Here is a 20,590-nt window from a genome sequence, read left to right as displayed (position 1 = left end):
ATGTTTTGGCAGGGTGAAGGTGGAGTGGCAAATTTTTCGATTATGTTTTGCTCCGGAAAATTCAATTCGGACGAACGGAAATTATCAAAAATTTATAAGCCTTTTATCTGAAAATACCAGGTAGAAAGGTTAATAGCAATTTCATGAAGTTTTTGTATAGTCACAGCAAAACAAGTCTAATGAATGGAGAATTAATCACATACCACAACATGAAAAGGGACAAAAATGAAACTAATCGGGATAACAATTTTTCAACAAGGGAAGACCTGTTGATCAAGGATGCATTGTTTGTTCGGGATAAAGGATGTTTGAAAAAAATAAAATTCAAGGATATTTTATGGTTAAAAGGGGATGGAAATTATACCACTTTGGTAGCCAAAGGAAAGGTTTATTCCCTAAGAAACATTCTCAAAGAATTTGAAGCAATTTTACCTCATGATGAATTTGTAAGGATTCATAAATCATACTTGGTCAGGATAGATAAAATTGACACCATATCACCCAAAGAAGTCACAGTAGTCAATCAAAAGGTTCCTGTAGGTCGAACTTATTACCAAAAACTTATCCATGGGATCAATAAATTAGGAGCAGGTGCTTGAGTTTATCTTCCCAAACCCGATTATTTCCATAGTAAACTACTATCCCCGTAACTCAAAAAACGATACCTTTGAGCTAACGCTTCTTGGTAAATACTCTTCCATTGTCCTTTTGTAAAAGCAGCCACCAGTAAAATTAGGGTTGAGCCCGGTTGGTGGAAATTGGTCAACAAACCATCACAAACCCTGAAATTGTAACCGGGCATGATAAATATTTCTGTACTTCCGGTTATCTCTTCCTTGTTTTCCTCCTTCATAAATTGAAGTATGGCTTTGATGCTATCTTTTAGGTCAGGCAATTTTGCGTGGTTTTCATAAGGGAATAGTTTGGGGATAAAAAAATCCTTTCCCTTATTATTAATCAATTTTACTCCATACCAAAAAATACTTTCCAGGGACCGCATTGAAGTAGTACCAACAGCCACTATTTTCCCATTTTGCTCCAACAGTTTTTCCAAATTTTCCCTTTTGATAACTAGCTGTTCGCTGTGCATAGGGTGGTTGGTAACTTCCTCGTCCTTGATAGGTTGGAAGGTTCCTGCACCAACATGTAGGGTAAGATAGTCTGTTTTTATGCCTTTTCTATCCAGGTTTTTAAGTACCTCGTCAGTAAAATGAAGCCCTGCAGTAGGTGCCGCTACTGCTCCTTCTTTTTTTGAATAGACGGTTTGGTAGCGCGGCTTGTCTTCTTCGGTGACTTTCCTGTGGAGGTAGGGAGGTAAAGGGACTTCTCCGCTTGCTTCTACAATCGAGGCAAAGGGAATATCAGTATTCCCCCAATCAAATTTTACTTTCCTGTTGGTCCTATCCAACAATTCTGCCTGGACCGAAATTTGTTTTCCTTGAATTATGGCTTCCCCTCTGAGGATTTCACCATCTTTCCATTTTTTGAGATTTCCGATCATTGTTTCCCAGGACACCGGCTGAGTGGAAATCATTATTTTATTGATTTCAGTAGTTGGGGATACGGGATTTAATAAGAAGATTTCAATCTTGGCCCCGGATTCCCTTTGAAAAATTAATCTGGCCGGTATTACTTTGGTATTGTTAAATACCATCAGGGTATCTTCAGGTATTAGGCCAGGTAGATCATAAAAATGAAAGTGATTGATGTTACCAGCTTTAAAATGTAGCAATTTGGAATTATCCCGTTTCTGCAAAGGAAACCTGGCAATTTTTTCATCAGGTAAATCATACTGGTAATCAGAGAGCTTGATATTGGGTTTTTCAATCATGGGGAAAATACTCCTTCATTTTATGGTATTTCTACCGATACTATACTGGATTTAGGGGCAATTCCTATAGATTTGCCAATTAATGCTACAAATATAAGGTTTTACCTATCCTGAAGAACAAAATTATGCCAAATGCATTGCAATTAAAGGCCGATTATAAAAAATATACTCTGGATTTTAAATTTGATGCCGGAACTTCCAGGGGGGTGTTAAAAACCAAAGATTCTTATTTTATCAAGGTTTATAGGCCAGAATACCCCAATGTTATAGGTACCGGTGAGGCAGGACCCCTTCCTAAGCTTAGTATGGACGATTTGCCTCAGATTGAGGAAGTATTAAAGGATTATATAGAAAAATTTTCCCAACAAAGGATCCAATGGTCAGAAAAGGGAATTCTTGAATTTGCCAGGGCTTTTTTTGATGATCAACATCCAAGCATAAGGTTTGCTTTTGAAACAGCTCTTTTGGATTTATATAATGGGGGACAAAAAAAGATTCTTGAAAATGATTTTTACCAAAACAATAGCCCTATTCCGATAAATGGGTTGATTTGGATGGGAGATTATGGCTTTATGGAATCTCAAATAGAAAAAAAACTTTCTGATGGGTTTAGCTGCATCAAAATGAAAATTGGAGCCATTCATTTTGAAAGGGAGTTTGAATTATTGGAAAAAATAAGGAAAAGATTTACTGCGGATGATATTACCCTTAGGGTGGATGCCAATGGTGCATTTCCTGTGGAAGAGGCTATGGGTAAACTGGAAAAACTTGCTGAACTGGATTTACATAGTATTGAACAGCCTATTAAAGCTGGCCAGTGGAAAGAAATGGGACATCTTTGTCAAAAAAGCCCGGTTCCCATTGCCTTGGATGAAGAACTCATTGGGGTTACCACCTTGGAAAAGAGGAAGCAACTTTTGGACAACATCCATCCCCCTTATATCATTTTAAAGCCTACTTTATTGGGGGGAATTGGCGATACCCGGGAATGGATATCCCTTGCTGAGGAAAGAGGAATTGGCTGGTGGATGACTTCAGCACTGGAAAGCAATATTGGCCTCAATTCCATTGCGCAATTGACCTCCAGTTTCCAAACCAAAATGCCTCAAGGGCTTGGAACAGGTCAACTATACCACAATAATATTCCTTCCCCATTGAAGATTTCCAAGGGTGAAATTTTTTATGATAAAAATACCCAATGGGGAGATTGGCAATAAAAAAGCTGCTTAAATTTTTAAGCAGCTTTAAATTACGCTTTTGATGTTAAGTGCTTTTTATATTAGGCCAACTTTACATTCACTGCATTAAGTCCTTTCCTTCCTTCTTTAAGGTCGAAAGTTACATCGTCGTCTTCCTTAATTTCATCTACCAAACCGGAGATGTGAACGAAATACTCTTTTGAAGACTCATCGTCAATAATGAAACCGAATCCTTTAGATTCATTAAAAAATTTTACTTTTCCTGTGTTCATGATAATGTAATTATAATGTATTAATGCTTTCAAAGGTAATGATAGTTTTGAAATTTACGAGCGATTGAAGATATATTTTTTTGTTATGCTAAAAAATAATAATATTTATTTTTAAAAAATAGCACTATGATGAAAATTGTTTCATCATTTATTAAGAATTTTTTACTACAAAATTTGATCGAAAATTAAACTTTTATTCTAAAAAACACTAATTAAAGGCATTAAATACCATATTGGATAATTACATTCTTCTGGTACAATTTAGTTTTAATGGGTTGGGATTCTTATTGTGAAACTTTATTGACTTCTAAGGGAATCATAACTCATTTATTTTCAATCTCATAAAAATAAACAGGTTTATGAATTGGGAAACGAACCTTGGTGTCCTGAATTTTTCCTGTTTTTCGGTTCCTATCCATCAATACAATTTCGTTTGAATTTTGATTGCCTACTAATAGGTAATTACCATCTCTGCTAAGCGTGAAATTTCTTGGGGTTTGTCCTTCAGAGGAGACAGTTTGGATTTTATTTAGCTTTCCAGATTTCTGATCAATTTCGAATACAATGATTTGATTGGCTTCTCCACGGTTGGAGGCATATAAGTATTTTCCATCATTTGAAATTTTAATTTCTGCCCCACTTACTTCACCCGAGAAGTCATCTTCCGCAAGGGGATAAGTAGCCAAATGCTCGATTTCAATTTTGTCTTCTTTTTCTACATAACTATATAACCCCACCTCTGCAGTCAATTCATGAATTAGGTAAAATTTATTTCCAGTATGGTTAAATACTAAATGTCTTGGGCCTGACCCAGCTTTAACCTCATAGTAGGGAGGGGTTGCAGCTTTGAAAGGACTGTTTTCTTCCATTGTGGTTTCATAGCAATATATCCTATCTGTACCCAGGTCTCCTACAAGAAACCTTTTTCCATCAGGATGGAAAACAATACTATGAACATGGGGCTTTTCCTGTCTGTTAGGGTTGATACTATTGCCTTTATGTTTGAATTTTTGAAGGGCTTCACCTAAGGTTCCATCTTCCAAAACCGGAATTACTGCCAAATCACCACTTCTGTAATTTGCTGCCAAAAGATACTTTTCATCTGGGGAAAGGGAAATATAGCAGGGTCCACTTCCCAAAGTGCTAACTGAATTAATGGGGTGCAATTTTAAACTGTCCCCATCAAAATGAAAACTACAAACGCTCCCTCCAATATCTCCTCCAGATTCCTGGACCGAAAAAAGTAAACTTTGATCCTGGTTACTGATCACAAAGGAGGGGTTGTTGATGCCATTTTGTAGCAATAATGAGTCAAAATCATTTGTTTTCGGGTTTAACTCTATTAAATGAATCCCTTGGTCCGACTGAGAGGTATAGGTTCCTACCCAAAATTTTAGGTTAGATTTCAATCTGTCCTGATTATCTGAGTCCGGGTTTTGGCAGGAAAAGAAGTTTAATAAAATTCCCGTAATTATTGGGATTTGCATTAGGCCCTGAAGAAAGCCTGAAAGTAGAAGGTTATTGGTTTTCATGAATGATAGAATTAAAACTAAATTCCAAATTAATAAATAAGGTTTGAAGGTTATTTTTTTTGAATTGAAAATCTTTTATTGAAAAGATATAAAAGTTTAATATTTCAGAAGAATAGTTCAAGGGTTCCATTTTTTATGGATGGGATTCTTTATTTGGCCATTAATAATTTTAAACTAAACCGTAATGTTGTTTGGTTTCCAAATTTTTAATGGAAGAATGGTTAAGGAAATTGGGGGAAATGTCTGGTTTGTAAATAAGTCTTTGATTTTGGGCCCAATTTCCCATTTATTATTAAAGAAAAGCCAAATTTAACTATTTTAAAAAACTAGTGGTTTGATTAATGATTTGATTGTGAAAGTTTAGAAATATTGTGTAAAAAGTAATAAATGATCATTTTTCATGTTTACAATTCAGGTTTTTTACTAATTTTGATGGGAATGTTTAAAAATCGATCAAATTTGATTAATTTAAAATTTTAATTCAAACCAGCGATTTAAGCTTATGCATAATAATTACCAAACCGAGGTAGCTAAGAGATTTACCATTTATAACAGTTTATTTCTTGATTTGCCTTTTGACAATATTTACAGGACTGGGACATTGCTTCCCATTTTAACCACTTCTTGTCAAAAGGGATTTGAAAACAAAAAGACTCCTAAGGAAATCATCGATCAATTTTTTGATGATTTAATGCCTTCCACAAACGTCAAAGAAAGGCAAAGTCTGCTATTCCAATTTGTGCAGTATGTGGAAAGACAAGTGGTACTATTCGATTCTATCGAGGATGCGGCATTTGAAAAAATCAATGATGTTAAGGGAAAAGGTTCAATGAATGCCCTTATTTCCCGGGCAGAAAGTGATAAAAAGAAAGAAGCCTTGATAGAAAAACTCAAGACTTTTTCTATCAGGTTAACCCTTACCGCACACCCCACTCAGTTTTATCCTGGTAACGTTTTAGCCATCATTACCGACCTTGAAAGTGCCATCAGAAACAATGATCTGGGAAATATTGATTTATTGTTGAGGCAATTGGGCAAAACTGCTTTTATCAATAAAGAAAAACCATCTCCCTATGATGAGGCAGTAAGCCTGTGTTGGTTCTTGGAAAACGTATTTTACAAAAGCATTCCGGATATTCTGGTTCGGGTTTTGAGAAAGCTAGACATACCATTAAATGAATGGGATAACCCCAACTTATTACGGGTTGGATTCTGGCCAGGTGGAGATAGGGATGGTAACCCATATGTGACCCATGATATCACTGAAAGTGTAGCTAGTAAATTACAGGAGACCATTTTAAAATGCCTATATAGAGACCTTAGAAAAGTAAGAAGAAGACTTACTTTTAAGAAAGTGGAGCCATTGATGATTGAGGCAGAAAAAGGTATTTATAATACCCTTTACGGTGGCAAAAAAGTTTTCCGGTCAAAAGAAGACCTTTTGAAGGTATTGGAAGAGGTCAGGGAAATGATCAACAAACACCACGAGGGTCTTTTTGTTGACTTGTTGGATGAATTTATCCTTAAAGTTAAAGTTTTTGGTTTTTACTTTGCCAGCATGGACATGCGGCAGGACAGCCGGAAACATGAAGCCCTTTGGAAGGAAATTATTCAGGTTTTGGAAGGTCCTGAAGGCCTGAAAAAGTATGAAGCTGCATCCGAAGATGAAAAAATAGAAAAAATTCTTTCCATCAAAGAGTTGCCTAATACAAGTGACCTTAATGATGAATTCCATCAGGAAATGCTGAAAAGTATTGCTTCCATTAAGGATGTTCAGAAAAATAATGGGGAAGAAGGGCTTCACCGTTATATAATTTCTAACTCCCAATCTGCTCTTCATATCCTGCAAGTGTACCAATTGAACAAATTGATATTGGGCAAAGAGGGGGATTTGAAGTTGGACATTGTTCCATTGTTTGAAACTATTGATGATTTGGCTGCAGCACCTGGAATTATGCAACAGCTGTATAAAAATGATATTTACAAGGCACACCTTAAATCCAGAAAGGGTAAGCAAAGTATCATGTTGGGCTTCTCCGATGGAACCAAGGATGGCGGATATATCAGAGCCAATTGGTCCATCCTAAGAGCCAAAGAAGAGTTGACCAAAGTTTCCCGGAACAATGAAGTAAGCGTGGTCTTCTTTGATGGTAGGGGAGGACCTCCAGCAAGGGGAGGTGGAAATATGCATAACTTCTATGCATCACTAGGTGACCAAGTGGAAAATGAAGAAATCCAAGTTACCATTCAGGGGCAGACTATTTCTGCTAATTATGGTAAACAAGTTTCTTGTACATACAACCTTGAACAGCTTTTGAGTGCTGGGTTGGAAAACCATCTTTACCCAAGTGTTGAAAACCGGTTAACGGATGAACAGCGGGAATTAATTGATGAAATGGCTGATATTAGTTATCAATCGTATAAAGAATTCAAGAGTCATCCTCAATTTGTTCCGTATCTTGAAAAAGTAACACCTCTTAAATTCTTTGGGAAAACCAATATTGGTTCACGACCACTTAAAAGAAGTAAAGGCGAAGGGATGAAATTTGAGGATCTCAGGGCCATTCCTTTTGTAGGATCCTGGGCTCAAATGAAACAAAATATCCCTGGTTTTTATGGGGTAGGAAAAGCCATCGAAGAGATGGAGAAGAAAGGTAAAATAGAACAGGTGAAAAAACTGTATAATGATTCCTTGTTCTTTAAATCACTTTTGGGAAATTCCATGCAATCGCTGGCAAAGTCCTTTTACCCATCAACTGCATATTTGAAGGATAGTGATTCATACGGAGATTTCTGGAACTTAATGTATGAGGAATATAAAAGGTCTTACGACAAGATTTTAGAAATTTCAAACCTAAATGAATTGCTTTCTGATAATAGCGTGAGCAAAGAATCCATAGAAATCCGTGAGAAAATCGTATTGCCATTAATTACCATTCAGCAATATGCCATCCAAACCATGTTGGAAAATGGTAAAGAGGATGCAGTACTTCAAAATTTGATTTTGAGAACTATGTTTGGAATTATCAATGCAGCAAGAAACGCAGCCTAATTCAAACATAATCCATAAAAAAATCCCCGGTCAATATTGACCGGGGATTTTTTATTTTAAATGTCCCTTAAATTACTTAAGAAATGAAGTTAACATCCAATGATGCAACTCGATACTTTTTATCATAGCAATTAACATATCCTCTGTGGCAGAATCACCTAAGTCGGCAACCCTTTCTGCACATTCATTCATGTTTTCTGCCAAGATTTCAAAGTCCCTAAGCACTTCTTTTACCATTTCATCAGATGGCACATCAGTGCCAACCTCCTTAATTTCTGCATTTTCCAGGTACTCCCTGATTAGGCTGAAGGGAGTCATACCAAATACCCGGATTCTTTCTGCAATTAAATCTATATTTTCGAAGGCTTCATTATAAAGCTCTTCAAATTTTTCATGAAGATCAAAAAGTCACCTCCAGTTACATTCCAATGGAAGTTTCTAAGTTTTTGATAATGAACATGATAATTAGCTAATAGTGTGTTTAGGGATTCAACAATTTTTTCGGATTCATCCTTGTTATAACCTAATTTTTTAAATACTCTTTTTTCGGTTGTGTTCATGTTCTACTCGTTTTTAAGTTTAACTAAAATAATTACCCTCAAAAAGGTTCATTAAAATTTAAAATTCTAAATACAATTATTTGGGCCTAAATCCCGATCAGGATTTTTTCCTGCCCCTTTAAATGATTAACTATAGATGTTACGACATTGTTTAAATTTTGTTGGATATTTTTATAATAAAATTCCATGAAAAAAATGTTTTTTTTGAATAAAAAATAGGATAAAGGTAAAGATCATAAATAGTTGGTCTAGATGGTTAGCAAAGATATTTTTAGGCCCCTGTCCCTTTTCCAATGGAGAAAACAAATATTACAACAGTCCCTCATCGAATAAAAATTTAGGAGTAGCAAGTAATTATCTAATAAAAAATAAACAATTAAGCCTGATTTCGATTTATTTTAAGAGGTAATTGACCTCCTGAATTTTTCTCAAAAAAAAATGGACATCCTATTTATGAAGGACCTGTTTTAAACTCAATCTCAGGATTTCCCCCATACTGTTGCACTTCAAGAATATGCTATTTCTATAATGCTTGGCCAGGTCATTTCTAAGGTACTCCACATTTTCCTGAGGGGAAATGATGTCATTTTCCATACTTTTTAGGATGTCTTCAATTTCCCTGGTGGAAGATTTTAGCCTAGTAGCGATCAAAGCTCTTTCTTCCCTTTGATATTGGACCATAGATTCAGGAGTAATATGCTTGATGCCAAGTTGAATCAAAGTGTTGTTTTGTTTGAAATATTGGGGCAGGTAAATTGATTTTTTTCCTTCATAGGACTGTTGGTCAAAGTCAATTGCCCTTATTCTGTAATGGGTTTCTTCAAAATCAGGGGTTACATCCACGACAAAATTGGATGAATGCATGTCACCAAGAAGCCTTACAAAACACCTTTCATTGAATTTGACAAACTCCTTTGAAATCCTAATGGGATTGAGGTGGGGGTCGTGGATATGATGTTTCATAAATTGTTCCCCTGGGATTCCTGCGATATGTTCCTCGATCAGGGTGTCCTGATACACCATAAAATTAATTCTATTGGGAGAGAGCAAATGTTCCAATTGAAGGCCATACACGCGAGAAGCATCTGCATGTTTTATGTAGAAATAATCAAAATTATCATTGATTTGATTGACTATCCTTACCCGGAATGGCTTGGTATTGCCATAAACACATAAATCCACCCGGTCAACATAAAGGTGCTGCATGACGCTCATGTCACCTTCAGCTTTTAGAATGGCATAGATTTTTTTGAGGTTATAATGAATATCCAATCTATCATATTCATCATAAAAAACAGTTTCCCACAAGGTGTCATTTCCCTTGAAATCATACAGGGCAATCGAACTACTGAATCTCAATAATTCCCTATAATGAATGGGAATATCCACTTCTCGACCATATTTGATCAGGTACCTTCTAAGCCCTGTGCTGATGGGGTAGATATGCTTCTTTTTACTGATCAATACCATATTATCCTAAGGTTATGAACGTTGAGGATTTTCCTCAAGTTGCCGGTGGTCTTTCCGCAACTTCCTGTCAAATAGAAAGGGGCCAAAGGGTAAAACGGACATGAGGAGGCCAATCAAAGTCCTTCTAAAATTCCACCCTAATATCTTTCTGGTTGGAAAAATGGCATAAACATAGGCAATAAACAAAAGGCCATGAATCCAGCCCATATAGGTTACCGCAAAAGGCATTTCCATCATATATTTGAGTGGCATGGCCACAAACAGAAGCAAAAGAAAGGAAATTCCTTCTGCAATACTGATCCAACGGAAATGGTATATGGCTTTTCGTTTTTTTTCAATATTCATGAACAAAGAGGATTTTAATAGGGACAAAGGAAGGACTTACTTATTGATATTAAAAAATACTTGGAGTATTTTCCATAGTTTCCTTTTTAAGGTTTCATCCTCAAAAATAGCAACCAAGTCATCTGCAAATAAAAATTCCCTTTCTCCTTCTGTGATAATTTCATAAAATGCCGTATTGAGCCCTGCAATGGTATGATTTATTTTTCCAAATACAATGACTTTGTGGGGATCCAATTGTTCAATACTATTGTCTTGAGCTATGGAAAGGGATTCGGAGGACACCAAGGCAATATCTTTTAAAGAAAATGAAATGGCCCCTAAAATTTTAAAAAGAAACTCCCTGATATTATTATCCAATTGCTTTCCCTGGTAAATAATCAAAAGGCCCTTTTCGATTTCCCCTTCATATTGTAGCTTTTGATTTTTTTCCAGGTATGCGCGTTCCTCTTGTTCCATTAAATTACCATTAGAAGCTACTTGAGAAGAAGAACCCATCTCCGAGATAATATTATCTTCTTCATCCTCTTCCTGGCCTTCAAATTGTTTTTTGAGTTTTTGTGCCAATTGAATTTCTTTCAATTCACTTGGAATAAGAACAAGTTCCTCTTCCAAAAATAACTTTAAGCTATTTAAATCCATTTCTTCCATTGGGCTAAATTGGTCAAAAAATTGTCTGAAAGCAACCCAACCCCCTGTTAGGAGGGCGGAGTTTTACTTTAATTGATTTGCAATTAAGCCTTATTTGGGTGGGCCATCCTGAAAATTAAAAATGGATTTTAATTCTACAGCATCTTTGGGGTCCATCCTTTGGGCAAGGACCAATCTTAATTGCCGCCTCCTCAAGGCACCATCAAATAATTCCTTTTCCAGTTCGGATTCCGGTTTTAATTGAGGGACCTCTATAGGACGGCCATTTTGGTCAACAGCAACAAAAGTAAAAAAGGCCCTATGGGTTTTAGTTTTTTTGTTGGCTGGAATATCCTCTGCCCATACTTCTATGAAAACTTCCATGGAACTATTGAAAGAACGGGTCACCTGGGCCTTTAGGGTAACCACATTTCCAAGGGCTATAGGATGTTTGAAGGAAATGCTGTCTGCCGCAGCGGTAACTACAATCCTGTTGGAATGTTTTTGGGCAGCTATGGCGGCTACAATATCCATCCAATGCATCAATTTTCCTCCCATTAGATTATTCAACGTATTGGTATCATTGGGAAGCACCATTTCGGTCATGACTACCTCAGATTCTTTTACAGTTTTTTGTTTTGCCATAGCTATTTGCTTATATCCAAAAATAAAAAATATGGGGAGTTTATTGATGATTAAGATGGGAATCCAGAAAATTTTATTTGGAGCCTTCCCATCCTTCTTTGCCTAAAAGGGGAACGAAGGCAAAATTTTCGAATTCCTCCTGAATGATCTTTTTTGGGGACCTTTTGGTAAATTTCATCATTTTTTGGGATAACCGACCTCCAATAGGAATGACCAAAATCCCACCAACTTTTAATTGTTGCAATAAGCTTTTTGGTACTTCAGGGGCAGCAGCGGTAACAATTATTTTGTCAAAAGGGGCTTGTGAAGGGAGGCCTTGGGAGCCATCTCCATGATAAAAATTGACCTTAATTCCTATTTTGGGTAAAAACTTTTTGGTCTGTTCATAAAGTTTCTTTTGGTATTCAATGGTATGCAATTCTGCACCCAATAAATATAAAATTGATGCTTGGTAGCCCGAACCAGTGCCTATTTCCAAAACTTTATCCCCTGGTTCTACTTGCAATAATTCAGTTTGGAAAGCAACGGTAAAAGGCTGGGAAATGGTTTGACCTTCCCCTATGGGAAAGGCTTTGTCTTCATATGCATGGGAATGTAAAGCACTTTCAAAAAAGAAATGCCTTGGAATAGTATTGATGGCATTTAAAACCGCCTCATCCTGTATCCCTTTTTTCTTTATCAACTCAACCAATGCCTTTCTCTGCCCCTTGTGGGAATAGGTGTCTTCTAAATTCAACATGCAAAAAACCTGAACTGTTTTTAATGGAAACTTATTACTTTTATGCTAAGTTAATGGATTATTAGGCTTAATTTTAATAATTCATAGCTTAATTCCATTATTGCTTGATGTTTAAATTTTAACTCTAATATGTTTACGGGAATTATTGAAACCCTGGGCGAAGTAAGGGCCATCCGGAAGGAAGGGACAAATGTTCATTTTGATATTTATTCACCTATTACCCAAGAATTAAAAATAGATCAATCCGTTGCTCATAATGGGGTATGTCTGACGGTTATTAATATCCAATCTGATATTTTTACGGTAACAGCGATTGATGAGACTCTCAGCAAGACCAACCTTGGATCCTGGGAAGTTGGTAAAAAAATTAATTTAGAAAGATGTATGCCTGCTAATGGAAGATTTGATGGCCATATTGTTCAAGGGCATGTGGATCAATTGGGAAAAGTGGAAGGCATAGCAGAAAAGGATGGAAGTTGGATTTTTGACTTTGTTTATGACCCGGAAAAAGGAAATTTAACTGTAGAAAAAGGGTCGATTACCATCAATGGCACCAGTCTCACTTGCTTCAATTCCAAAAAAGGGGGCTTTTCTGTGGCGATTATACCTTACACCTATGAGCATACCAATTTTCATCAGCTGAAAGTAGGGGATGAGGTCAATTTGGAATTTGATATAGTTGGTAAATATATTCAACGGATGACCAAGGGATATGAATTCTAAGCTTCCTGGGTGAATTTTGAACATCCTATCAGCTGGAATATCCTAATAATTGGTATTAGAAAAAAAAGGAGCAATTTTCCGCATTCAGTTTTTGGCTCTTTTCTATTAGGGAAAACCCGAAAAGGATTCAAGATTAATTTATCCATACGGTTGACTTATTGGATAGGGGGGAAGAGGTGTTTAAGGTGCAGCTCTGGTTTTAGTTTAATAATGATCCACCAAACTATAATAGCGGCCAAAAGACCAATAAAGGCCCCTACAAGGACATCCAAGGGGTAATGCACACCCAAATAGATCCGGGTATAGGAAACAATGGCCGCCCAAAAGAACAACCAGGTAATTGATTTGCATTTATTAATTAAGAACAAGACAAAATACCCGGCCACGGCAAATGAATTGGAGGCATGGGAAGAAGCAAATCCATACCTGCCCCCGCATTTTTGGTAATTATACACTATCCCTTCCCATCTTGGATCATGGCAGGGACGTAGCCTTTCAAAGAATGGTTTCATAATGCCAGAGGTTGTTTGGTCACTGATAAGGATTGTCAATCCAATACCTAACAACACCCATATACTATTTTTTTTGAAGGTTTTTATGGTAAGGAAAACCAAAAAAGCATACAAGGGAATCCAAATATATTTTCCCGTCAAAGTATACATGATGGGATCCAACCAATCTACATGTTGGGCATTGAGAAAAAGAAAAAGCTCTTCATCCCAGCTTTTGAGGGTTTCCAGCACGGTTAATTATTTATCCAGTTAATATCCTTTTTGAGTAATTCCAGGGTTTTGGCTTCCTGGCTGCCTTCTTCAGGGATATTCATATATTCCCATTGGGCTTGAGGAGGCATGCTCATCAGAATGCTTTCGGTTCGGCCATTGGTGTCCAAACCAAATTTGGTCCCTGCATCCCAGACCAAGTTGAACTCAACATAACGGCCCCTTCTTAAAGCTTGCCATTGTTTTTCTTTTTCCCCAAAAGGTAACTCGGCATTCTTCTTCATAAAATGCCTGTAAATTTTGGGAAACAAATATCCAATGGATTTCACAAAATCATATAAATCATCAAAGGGGGTTTCTTCATCGGCAGTCAAACGGTCAAAGAAAATTCCTCCTACACCCCTGGTCTCATTTCTGTGGGGAAGGTAAAAATAATCATCAGCCCATTTTTTGAATTTTGGGTAATAGTTTGGATTGTACCTATCACAAGTGGCTTTGAGTTCACGGTGGAAATAATTAGCATCTTCTTCATCCACATAATGGGGAGTAAGATCTATTCCTCCGCCAAACCAATAAACCCCATTGCTCATTTCAAAATACCGGATATTCATATGGATAATAGGAACCATAGGACTATGGGGATGGATCACAATAGAAACTCCGGTGGCAAAAAAGTCAGCTTTTTCCAGGTTCAGCTTTTTGAGGATTTTTTCAGGGGTGGGGCCATGGACAGCAGAAAATGCTACGCCACCTTTTTCAATGATATTTCCTTCTTTGATTATCCTGGTTCTCCCGCCACCACCTGCTTCCCGGGTCCAAAGGTCTTCCTGGAACTTTCCAGATCCATCTTCTTCTTCCAATTCTTTGCAAATATAATCTTGGATGGATTTAAATTCCTCAGCAATTTGGTTTTTATCCACTTGATGCATCTTTTTTTAATTTCCTGTAAAATTAAAGTTTTAGAAAGGATATCCAATGCCGATGTTAAAGACGGTTTGACCTTTCTCCCCAAGGGGATTTTGGAAGGATAGATTGTCAAGAATAAACCTTTCTCCTAAAGGGCGAGCCGGATCAATGGCCTTGATGCCCATATCTAACCTCAATACCAAAAAATCAAAATCCATCCTTAAACCTATTCCAGTTCCAATTGCAATATCCTGAATAAAGGATTCTGGTTGGATTTGAGCCCCTTCCCGGGTGGGGTCTTTTTTTATTGTCCATATGTTTCCTGCATCTATAAAAAAAGCGCCATCAAAATAACCGAAAAGTTTCCTACGGTATTCTAACATGGCTTCAAATAAAATATTACCCGGCTGTTCAAACCGGTAGTCAAAGGAACCATCTGAGGTTATTTCAGGGGTATAACTTCCTGGACCTAACCTCCTGGGCTGCCAAGCTCGAATACTGGTGCTTCCACCCGCAAAGTAGTACTTTTCATAGGGAAGGACACCTTCACTAATCCCATAAGGATATGCCAAACCAAAATTTAAACGGTAGGCAAAAGTGCTTTTCCGGTTAATGGGAAGATATCTCCTGAAGTCTGATTGAAATTTAAGAAACTGGAAATGGCTCAAGCTTCTGGCTTCCAAAAATTCAGTATTGATGAAATTGAGCATAGTGCCGCCACCTTCCAAAAACAAGCGCCATAAAGAAGCTCTATCCCGTTGGTAAATGCCGTATTCATTAAAGTTGATAATAACTTGGCCAGAAATACTACTTACATAAGAAGATTCAAATGAATTGATCAGGTTGTTTCCCAAAGATTGGAGCTCAAGAAGCCGGTCTTCAAAAGCAGGATCCAGATTGGAACGAATAAAGTTGGCATCCAGCCAACTTACTGTAAATTGATGCCTTTGATTGCTAGTAGCCCAATTATAGGCAAAAATGGTATTGAAACTTTCTCTGGCATATTCTGGCCTGTTGACATAATTATAACCCAATAAGGTCCTGGTCCTGGGGTTATATCTTCCAAAAGCTTTTAATGCCCAATCATTGAATGGAAAAAGGAACTGGGGGAAGAGGATGGAAGCTGAAGTGCTTAATTCCCGGCTTCGATAAACACCTCCTTCTGTGGTAGCGGAAGCAACACCTTCAAGGCCGGCCCTGAAATTGAATTCGAATATTTCCAATCCCCGGAAAAGGTTTCTGTTCCTTAGGGAATGGCTGAAAAAAGGTCCCGGGAGTTGTTCGGTAATACTTGCTCCAAGTTGGTTGGTGATTTGATATTTTTCGTTTGGCTTGGTGAATATTTTTGCCGTTATGGAGTTTCCCAAGGTATCAAAAGCAATATTGACAAAGCGGAAAATGTCCAAATTTGCCAGCTGCCTTTGGGTCTCCAACACCTCCGAACGATTATATAAGGCCCCCTTTTTCAGAAAAATCCTTGAATCCAGGATTTTTTCTGAGTACCGGTCCCTATACATCTGAAATGTAATGCCCTCATGTTGAAATTTTACTTCCTCATCCAAAATAAGGTCATTAGGACTGTCAATAGAAAACAAAATAGAATCTACAGTGTACACTTTATGGTTTTCAGCATAGGTAGGTTTCCTGATAACCTGTTCCACCGTAACCTTATTTTCAAGCGTATCCTTATAGACATTATATGCTATATAGGATTTTGAAAAAGTGTAGTAACCATTGTTTTTAAGAATATCTTCAACCCTTTGCCGTTCTTTCCTAAGATTATTTTGGTTATAAATATGGCCTTCACGGATCAGGCGGTTCTCTTGATGTTGCCCCAACAGCTTATAAATATTTTCATCTCCCGACCGGGTAAAAATACTGTCGATGACGTAAGGGGTGCCTTCAGAAACATTGTAGGTAATAAAAGCCTTTTTATTTTTTTTATTTACTTCTGTAGTGACCTTTGCATCAAAATTTCCATGGTTTTCCAGATAAAACTGGATTTGCTCTTGGGACTGGTAAGTTTTGACACTGTCATAGATTACATTTGGATTGCCGGTCCGCATAAACCAATTGCCATATTCTAATTTTTTGTTCAATCCCTCAATCCTTGAGTTTAACCGGTTAAATTTTCTGTACCATTTATTTTTTTGAGGATCCTCTTCAAGCTTAGCCTGCACCTCCTGTAGTTGGTTTTGGATTTCATCTTTTTTTTGGGCTAATCTTAGGCTGTCATATCCGATTTTTCCCAGGTTGTAAATAAAAACACCTGGCGAAAAATTGAAAAGCGGAACCCGGGTGTTAGGGGTCTGTGTGATAAGTTCTTTGATATCATCTTCATTATTTTGCTCCACCCCGGTCACCTCTACCTCATATACCAAATGTTCTCCTTCTTTGAGCCCTTTGGTCAAAGAACAGGAAGAAAGCAAAAGTAATGCTAGTAGAAAGTTTATATATTTGAACTTATTCACAACTGAAACTTTAATGATCAGCAAAAATACGCTTAAGTTTATTAAATCCTTACAACAGAAAAAAATCCGTAAAAATGAACGTGCATTTTTTGTGGAAGGATCCAAGAATGTTACTGAACTGCTGAAATCGGATTTTGAAGTTACACATCTACTTTTTACCGACAAATATTCCCTGGAACAAGCTGCCCTTGTGGATGATTTTAAGGGAGAAAAAGCCTTAGTGCAGGCAAAGGTACTGGAAAGTACGGGGGCATTCAAATCAAATGATAGTGCTTTGGCAGTGGCCAAAATGAAACCTAACCACCCATTTTCCTTAGATAATGACCTTGCCATTGCATTGGATGATGTAAGGGACCCTGGAAATTTGGGAACCATCATTAGGATTGCAGATTGGTATGGGATTAAAAAATTAATTTTATCAGAGCAAACGGCGGATTTTTATAACCCTAAAGTTCTCCAAGCAAGTATGGGTTCATTTACCCGCGTTGATTTCTTCTACACCTCATTGGAGAAATATCTGTCTCAAGTCAATATTCCTGTTTATGGGGCTTTTTTGGAGGGAGGAAATATCTATCAGGCTTATTTGGAAACTCCCGGGATTATTTTGATGGGCAATGAATCCAAAGGAATATCCCCAAATCTGGAAAAATGGGTCAACCAAAAATTAACTATCCCAAGATTGGGGAATGCTGAATCATTAAATGTGGCCATTGCTACGGCCATTATATGTGATAACTTTAGGAGGTTATAATGAAGCCGAAAAATAAAGAGTATGTCAAAATTTAAACAGATACTAAAAAAGGCTGGTTTCAATGGTTTTTTTGTGGCATTAATTGGGACTATTTTTTTGGCTTATTTATTTCCTGAATGGGGAAGTGAAAAAAGTTGGGTTCCATTGGACGAAATTACATATTATGGGATATCCTTGATTTTTTTCTTTTATGGGGTAAAACTTGATCCTGTAAAATTGGGTCGGGGCCTTCAAAACTGGAAATTACACGTGGTGATCCAATGCACTACTTTTTTACTGTTTCCTGTAATGGTACTGGTGGTCAAATCAATTTTTGGTACAGGCCAATCCAACCTTTGGCTGGGAGCATTTTATTTATCCGCTTTGCCCAGCACAGTTTCAGCTTCAGTGGTAATGGTTTCCATTGCAGGTGGAAATATTCCCGCAGCAATTTTTAATGCCAGCATTTCAAGTATTGTTGGGGTGTTTTTGACTCCGGTTTGGATGGAATTGTTTCTCGATGGTGTGGGGATGGAGTTTGATTTATTAATGGCTTTTTGGAAACTCAGCCTACAGGTTTTATTTCCTGTTATTATCGGATTTATTTTACACCGTATTTTGGGAGGATGGGTCCAAAAGTATAACCAAACCCTAAAGTATTTTGACCAAACCATTATTCTCTGTATAGTATTTTCTGCTTTTTCGGCATCCTTTGAAAGGGAAATGTTTGCTGGGCACAGTTGGCTCTTCCTGATAGGTTTGGGTGGGTTGATGTTGGGTTTGTTTTTATGGATGGCAACCTTGATGTATGGGGTAGGGAGGAGCTTGGGTTTTAGTAAAGAAGACCAAATTACAGTTCTTTTTTGCGGCTCTAAAAAGTCCCTGGTACAGGGAGCCGCTATGGGCAGGGTGCTATTTCCAGATCCGGTAACATTTGGGGTGATTTTACTGCCATTGATGATTTATCACAGCCTCCAATTGGTGGCTGGAAGTGTCATTGCACAGCAATTGGCCCAACAAATGAAATTGAGAAGAAGAGTTTCATAAGAAAGATGTGTCACTGGCAGCTTCCAAGGTCATTTTTTCAGCAATATCTTTTCCCAAATATTTATCAATCAGGTCATGTCCTAAATACAAAAGTGGGGTAAGGATAATTGCCACTGTAAATTTATAGATATAGTTGATGATTCCCACGGCAATTAATTGGGGAATAGACCAATTCCCAAAGACATAAAAGGCTATTCCTAATACCACAAAGGAATCAATAAACTGGGATACCAAGGTGGATCCAGTTGCCCGCAGCCATATCATCTTAGAACCGGTAAGTTTCCTCAATTTTTGAAAAACAAAAACATCAATCAATTGTCCCAGCAAAAAGGCAACCAATGAACCTATAATAATTCCCAAACCTTGTTTGAAGATAGTATCAAAAGCAAATTCAATATTAAAAGTATTCCCTTGAGGATCTGTATTATTTACATCCAACCAAAATGGGGCTGGGGGTAAAGTTGTTACAATGCTAATTACCAGGAAAATATAGGCAATAAACATAGCAGTCAATATGCTGATTTTCCTAACCCCTTTTTTTCCAAAATATTCGTTAATAATATCGGTGGTAATAAAAACAACAGGCCAAATGACTGCCCCAGCAGTTAAATTAAAGTCCAGAACATATTCTCCAAAGAAAGTCCAATGGGCTGGAGCAAGACCTAAGGCACGCTCTCCTGAAAAAATTTTAACTCCAATCAATTCAGCTAAAATGGCATTGGTCAAAAAGATACCGCTTAAAATAATGAAAAGATTGGTTTTTTTGGACTGATATGTTTTATCCGTATTAAGTTGATTCATTCGCTTACACAATATGATTCTCCTTCCACACTCAAAAAGCTATTTGGAAAAATGTCTTGTGCTTCCAAAAGCAAAGGGCTTAAATCTGAATATCTTGTGGAATAGTGACCCAATAATAGTTTTTTTACTTTTCCAGCCCTGGCAATAGCGCCTGCCTGAGCAGCCGTACTGTGAAAAGTTTCCCTCGCCCGTACCGCCTCATCATTCATAAAAGTAGCCTCATGATATAGTAAATCCACCCCTTTGATAAAAGGAACCAATTCCGGATCATAAATTGTATCTGAACAAAAAGCGTATTTTCTCAATGGTGCAGGGGGGTAGGTAAATTCCTCCACAGGGTACAAAACATTTCCCTCCTCATCCAAAAAGTCTTTTCCAGATTTTAAGGTTTCTATAGCCTCCAAGCTAAGCTTTTGATCCTTTAATTTTTCTTTGACAAGGTTTCTGGGTTTGGGTTTTTCAATAAAATAAAAGCCTGTACATGGAAGTCGGTGTTTCAATGGAAAACTATAAACTTGATGGGTATTATCATCCACCAACAGTGATTTTTTATCCGGATCGGTAGGAATAAATTTTAAGGGATAATTTAGTTTTGTATTGCCATGCTTGAGGTGGGCAATGATGATTTCATCTAATCCCTTGGGACCAAAAATCGTTAATGGATCCTTCCTTCTATTTAAATGAAATGTGGAGATCACCCCCATTAATCCCAGGTAATGATCTCCATGTAAATGGGAAATAAAGATGTTATTAATCTTGGAGAACTTTACCTTGTATTTCCTTAGTTGGATCTGGGTGGATTCCCCGCAATCTACAAGATAAAGTTGATTACCTAATGTAACCACTTGACAGGTCTGATTCCTACCATGGGCAGGTACTGCTGAATTGGCGCCTAAAATGGTAACCGAAAAATCCAAT

20 protein-coding genes are annotated in these 20,590 nt (G+C 37.3%); 6 read left to right on the top strand and 14 right to left on the bottom strand.

Annotated elements, in window-relative coordinates; all coding sequences use genetic code 11:
- Window positions 1–209 precede the first annotated feature (209 nt).
- The gene (locus QWY93_RS17000) at window positions 210–599 is read left to right on the top strand and encodes a LytR/AlgR family response regulator transcription factor (protein WP_290249610.1); all 390 of its coding nucleotides are present in this window, start codon (window positions 210–212) and stop codon (window positions 597–599) included.
- A 20-nt stretch (window positions 600–619) separates the two neighbouring features.
- On the opposite strand, the gene QWY93_RS16995 is transcribed toward QWY93_RS17000, so the two are convergent.
- Window positions 620–1,831: an S-adenosylmethionine:tRNA ribosyltransferase-isomerase gene (locus QWY93_RS16995; protein ID WP_290249609.1), complete on the bottom strand. Its 1,212-nt coding sequence runs from the start codon at window positions 1,829–1,831 to the stop codon at window positions 620–622.
- A gap of 125 nt (window positions 1,832–1,956) precedes the next feature.
- Between QWY93_RS16995 and QWY93_RS16990 the strand changes: the two genes are divergently transcribed.
- The gene (locus tag QWY93_RS16990; protein WP_290249608.1) at window positions 1,957–3,048 is read left to right on the top strand and encodes an o-succinylbenzoate synthase; all 1,092 of its coding nucleotides are present in this window, start codon (window positions 1,957–1,959) and stop codon (window positions 3,046–3,048) included.
- 62 nt (window positions 3,049–3,110) lie between these two features.
- On the opposite strand, the gene QWY93_RS16985 is transcribed toward QWY93_RS16990, so the two are convergent.
- Window positions 3,111–3,302 carry a cold-shock protein gene (locus QWY93_RS16985; protein ID WP_290249806.1) on the bottom strand — a complete coding sequence of 64 codons (192 nt, stop codon included), beginning with the start codon at window positions 3,300–3,302 and terminating at the stop codon, window positions 3,111–3,113.
- Between the two features lie 323 nt (window positions 3,303–3,625).
- Window positions 3,626–4,834 carry a lactonase family protein gene (locus QWY93_RS16980; protein ID WP_290249607.1) on the bottom strand — a complete coding sequence of 403 codons (1,209 nt, stop codon included), beginning with the start codon at window positions 4,832–4,834 and terminating at the stop codon, window positions 3,626–3,628.
- Between the two features lie 502 nt (window positions 4,835–5,336).
- On the opposite strand from QWY93_RS16980, the gene QWY93_RS16975 reads away from it, so the two are divergent.
- Window positions 5,337–7,886: a phosphoenolpyruvate carboxylase gene (locus tag QWY93_RS16975; RefSeq protein WP_290249606.1), complete on the top strand. Its 2,550-nt coding sequence runs from the start codon at window positions 5,337–5,339 to the stop codon at window positions 7,884–7,886.
- 72 nt (window positions 7,887–7,958) lie between these two features.
- Here the strand turns inward: QWY93_RS16975 and QWY93_RS19790 are convergent, their stop codons facing one another.
- The 6 genes from QWY93_RS19790 to QWY93_RS16945 all read right to left on the bottom strand — a co-directional run bounded on the left by QWY93_RS19790 (window position 7,959) and on the right by QWY93_RS16945 (window position 12,272).
- Complete coding sequence (locus tag QWY93_RS19790; protein ID WP_353959669.1) at window positions 7,959–8,240, bottom strand: Dps family protein; 282 nt, start codon at window positions 8,238–8,240, stop codon at window positions 7,959–7,961.
- A gap of 653 nt (window positions 8,241–8,893) precedes the next feature.
- A complete protein-coding gene (locus tag QWY93_RS16965; RefSeq protein ID WP_290249605.1) occupies window positions 8,894–9,916 on the bottom strand; it encodes a hypothetical protein in 1,023 nt (340 codons plus the stop codon).
- A 12-nt stretch (window positions 9,917–9,928) separates the two neighbouring features.
- Window positions 9,929–10,261: a DUF3817 domain-containing protein gene (locus QWY93_RS16960; protein ID WP_290249604.1), complete on the bottom strand. Its 333-nt coding sequence runs from the start codon at window positions 10,259–10,261 to the stop codon at window positions 9,929–9,931.
- Between the two features lie 36 nt (window positions 10,262–10,297).
- On the bottom strand, window positions 10,298–10,909 hold the full coding sequence (locus QWY93_RS16955) for a hypothetical protein (protein ID WP_290249603.1): 612 nt from the start codon (window positions 10,907–10,909) through the stop codon (window positions 10,298–10,300).
- Between the two features lie 90 nt (window positions 10,910–10,999).
- On the bottom strand, window positions 11,000–11,533 hold the full coding sequence (locus QWY93_RS16950; RefSeq protein WP_290249602.1) for an acyl-CoA thioesterase: 534 nt from the start codon (window positions 11,531–11,533) through the stop codon (window positions 11,000–11,002).
- Between the two features lie 73 nt (window positions 11,534–11,606).
- The gene (locus tag QWY93_RS16945) at window positions 11,607–12,272 is read right to left on the bottom strand and encodes a protein-L-isoaspartate(D-aspartate) O-methyltransferase (protein WP_290249601.1); all 666 of its coding nucleotides are present in this window, start codon (window positions 12,270–12,272) and stop codon (window positions 11,607–11,609) included.
- 129 nt (window positions 12,273–12,401) lie between these two features.
- On the opposite strand from QWY93_RS16945, the gene QWY93_RS16940 reads away from it, so the two are divergent.
- A complete protein-coding gene (locus QWY93_RS16940) occupies window positions 12,402–12,995 on the top strand; it encodes a riboflavin synthase (protein WP_290249600.1) in 594 nt (197 codons plus the stop codon).
- Between the two features lie 155 nt (window positions 12,996–13,150).
- On the opposite strand, the gene QWY93_RS16935 is transcribed toward QWY93_RS16940, so the two are convergent.
- The 3 genes from QWY93_RS16935 to tamL are packed head-to-tail and all read right to left on the bottom strand — an operon-like array spanning window position 13,151 to window position 17,094.
- Window positions 13,151–13,738 carry a phosphatase PAP2 family protein gene (locus QWY93_RS16935; protein WP_290249599.1) on the bottom strand — a complete coding sequence of 196 codons (588 nt, stop codon included), beginning with the start codon at window positions 13,736–13,738 and terminating at the stop codon, window positions 13,151–13,153.
- Between the two features lie 2 nt (window positions 13,739–13,740).
- The gene (hemF, locus tag QWY93_RS16930; protein ID WP_290249598.1) at window positions 13,741–14,646 is read right to left on the bottom strand and encodes an oxygen-dependent coproporphyrinogen oxidase; all 906 of its coding nucleotides are present in this window, start codon (window positions 14,644–14,646) and stop codon (window positions 13,741–13,743) included.
- A 30-nt stretch (window positions 14,647–14,676) separates the two neighbouring features.
- Window positions 14,677–17,094, bottom strand: coding sequence for a translocation and assembly module lipoprotein TamL (tamL, locus tag QWY93_RS16925; RefSeq protein WP_290249597.1), 2,418 nt, complete (start codon window positions 17,092–17,094; stop codon window positions 14,677–14,679).
- A 13-nt stretch (window positions 17,095–17,107) separates the two neighbouring features.
- On the opposite strand from tamL, the gene QWY93_RS16920 reads away from it, so the two are divergent.
- Window positions 17,108–17,845, top strand: a complete 738-nt coding sequence (locus tag QWY93_RS16920; RefSeq protein ID WP_290249596.1) for a TrmH family RNA methyltransferase — start codon at window positions 17,108–17,110, stop codon at window positions 17,843–17,845.
- A gap of 21 nt (window positions 17,846–17,866) precedes the next feature.
- Window positions 17,867–18,871 (top strand): bile acid:sodium symporter family protein, encoded by a 1,005-nt coding sequence (locus QWY93_RS16915; RefSeq protein WP_290249595.1) that lies wholly within the window; start codon window positions 17,867–17,869, stop codon window positions 18,869–18,871.
- On the opposite strand, the gene QWY93_RS16910 is transcribed toward QWY93_RS16915, so the two are convergent.
- Both QWY93_RS16910 and QWY93_RS16905 read right to left on the bottom strand, forming a co-directional pair.
- Window positions 18,866–19,672: a queuosine precursor transporter gene (locus QWY93_RS16910; protein ID WP_290249594.1), complete on the bottom strand. Its 807-nt coding sequence runs from the start codon at window positions 19,670–19,672 to the stop codon at window positions 18,866–18,868. The two genes, QWY93_RS16915 and QWY93_RS16910, sit on opposite strands and share 6 nt — an antisense overlap.
- Window positions 19,669–20,589, bottom strand: coding sequence for a ribonuclease Z (locus QWY93_RS16905; RefSeq protein WP_290249593.1), 921 nt, complete (start codon window positions 20,587–20,589; stop codon window positions 19,669–19,671). Before QWY93_RS16905 ends, QWY93_RS16910 begins: the two co-directional genes overlap by 4 nt.
- Between the last annotated feature and the right edge of the window lies 1 nt (window position 20,590).

The sequence above is a fragment of the Echinicola jeungdonensis genome (assembly GCF_030409905.1).
In the GTDB taxonomy this organism is placed as follows: Bacteria; Bacteroidota; Bacteroidia; order Cytophagales; family Cyclobacteriaceae; genus Echinicola; species Echinicola jeungdonensis.
Note: the sequence above shows the minus strand (reverse complement) of the source record. Positions and strands in the feature narration are given on the sequence as shown.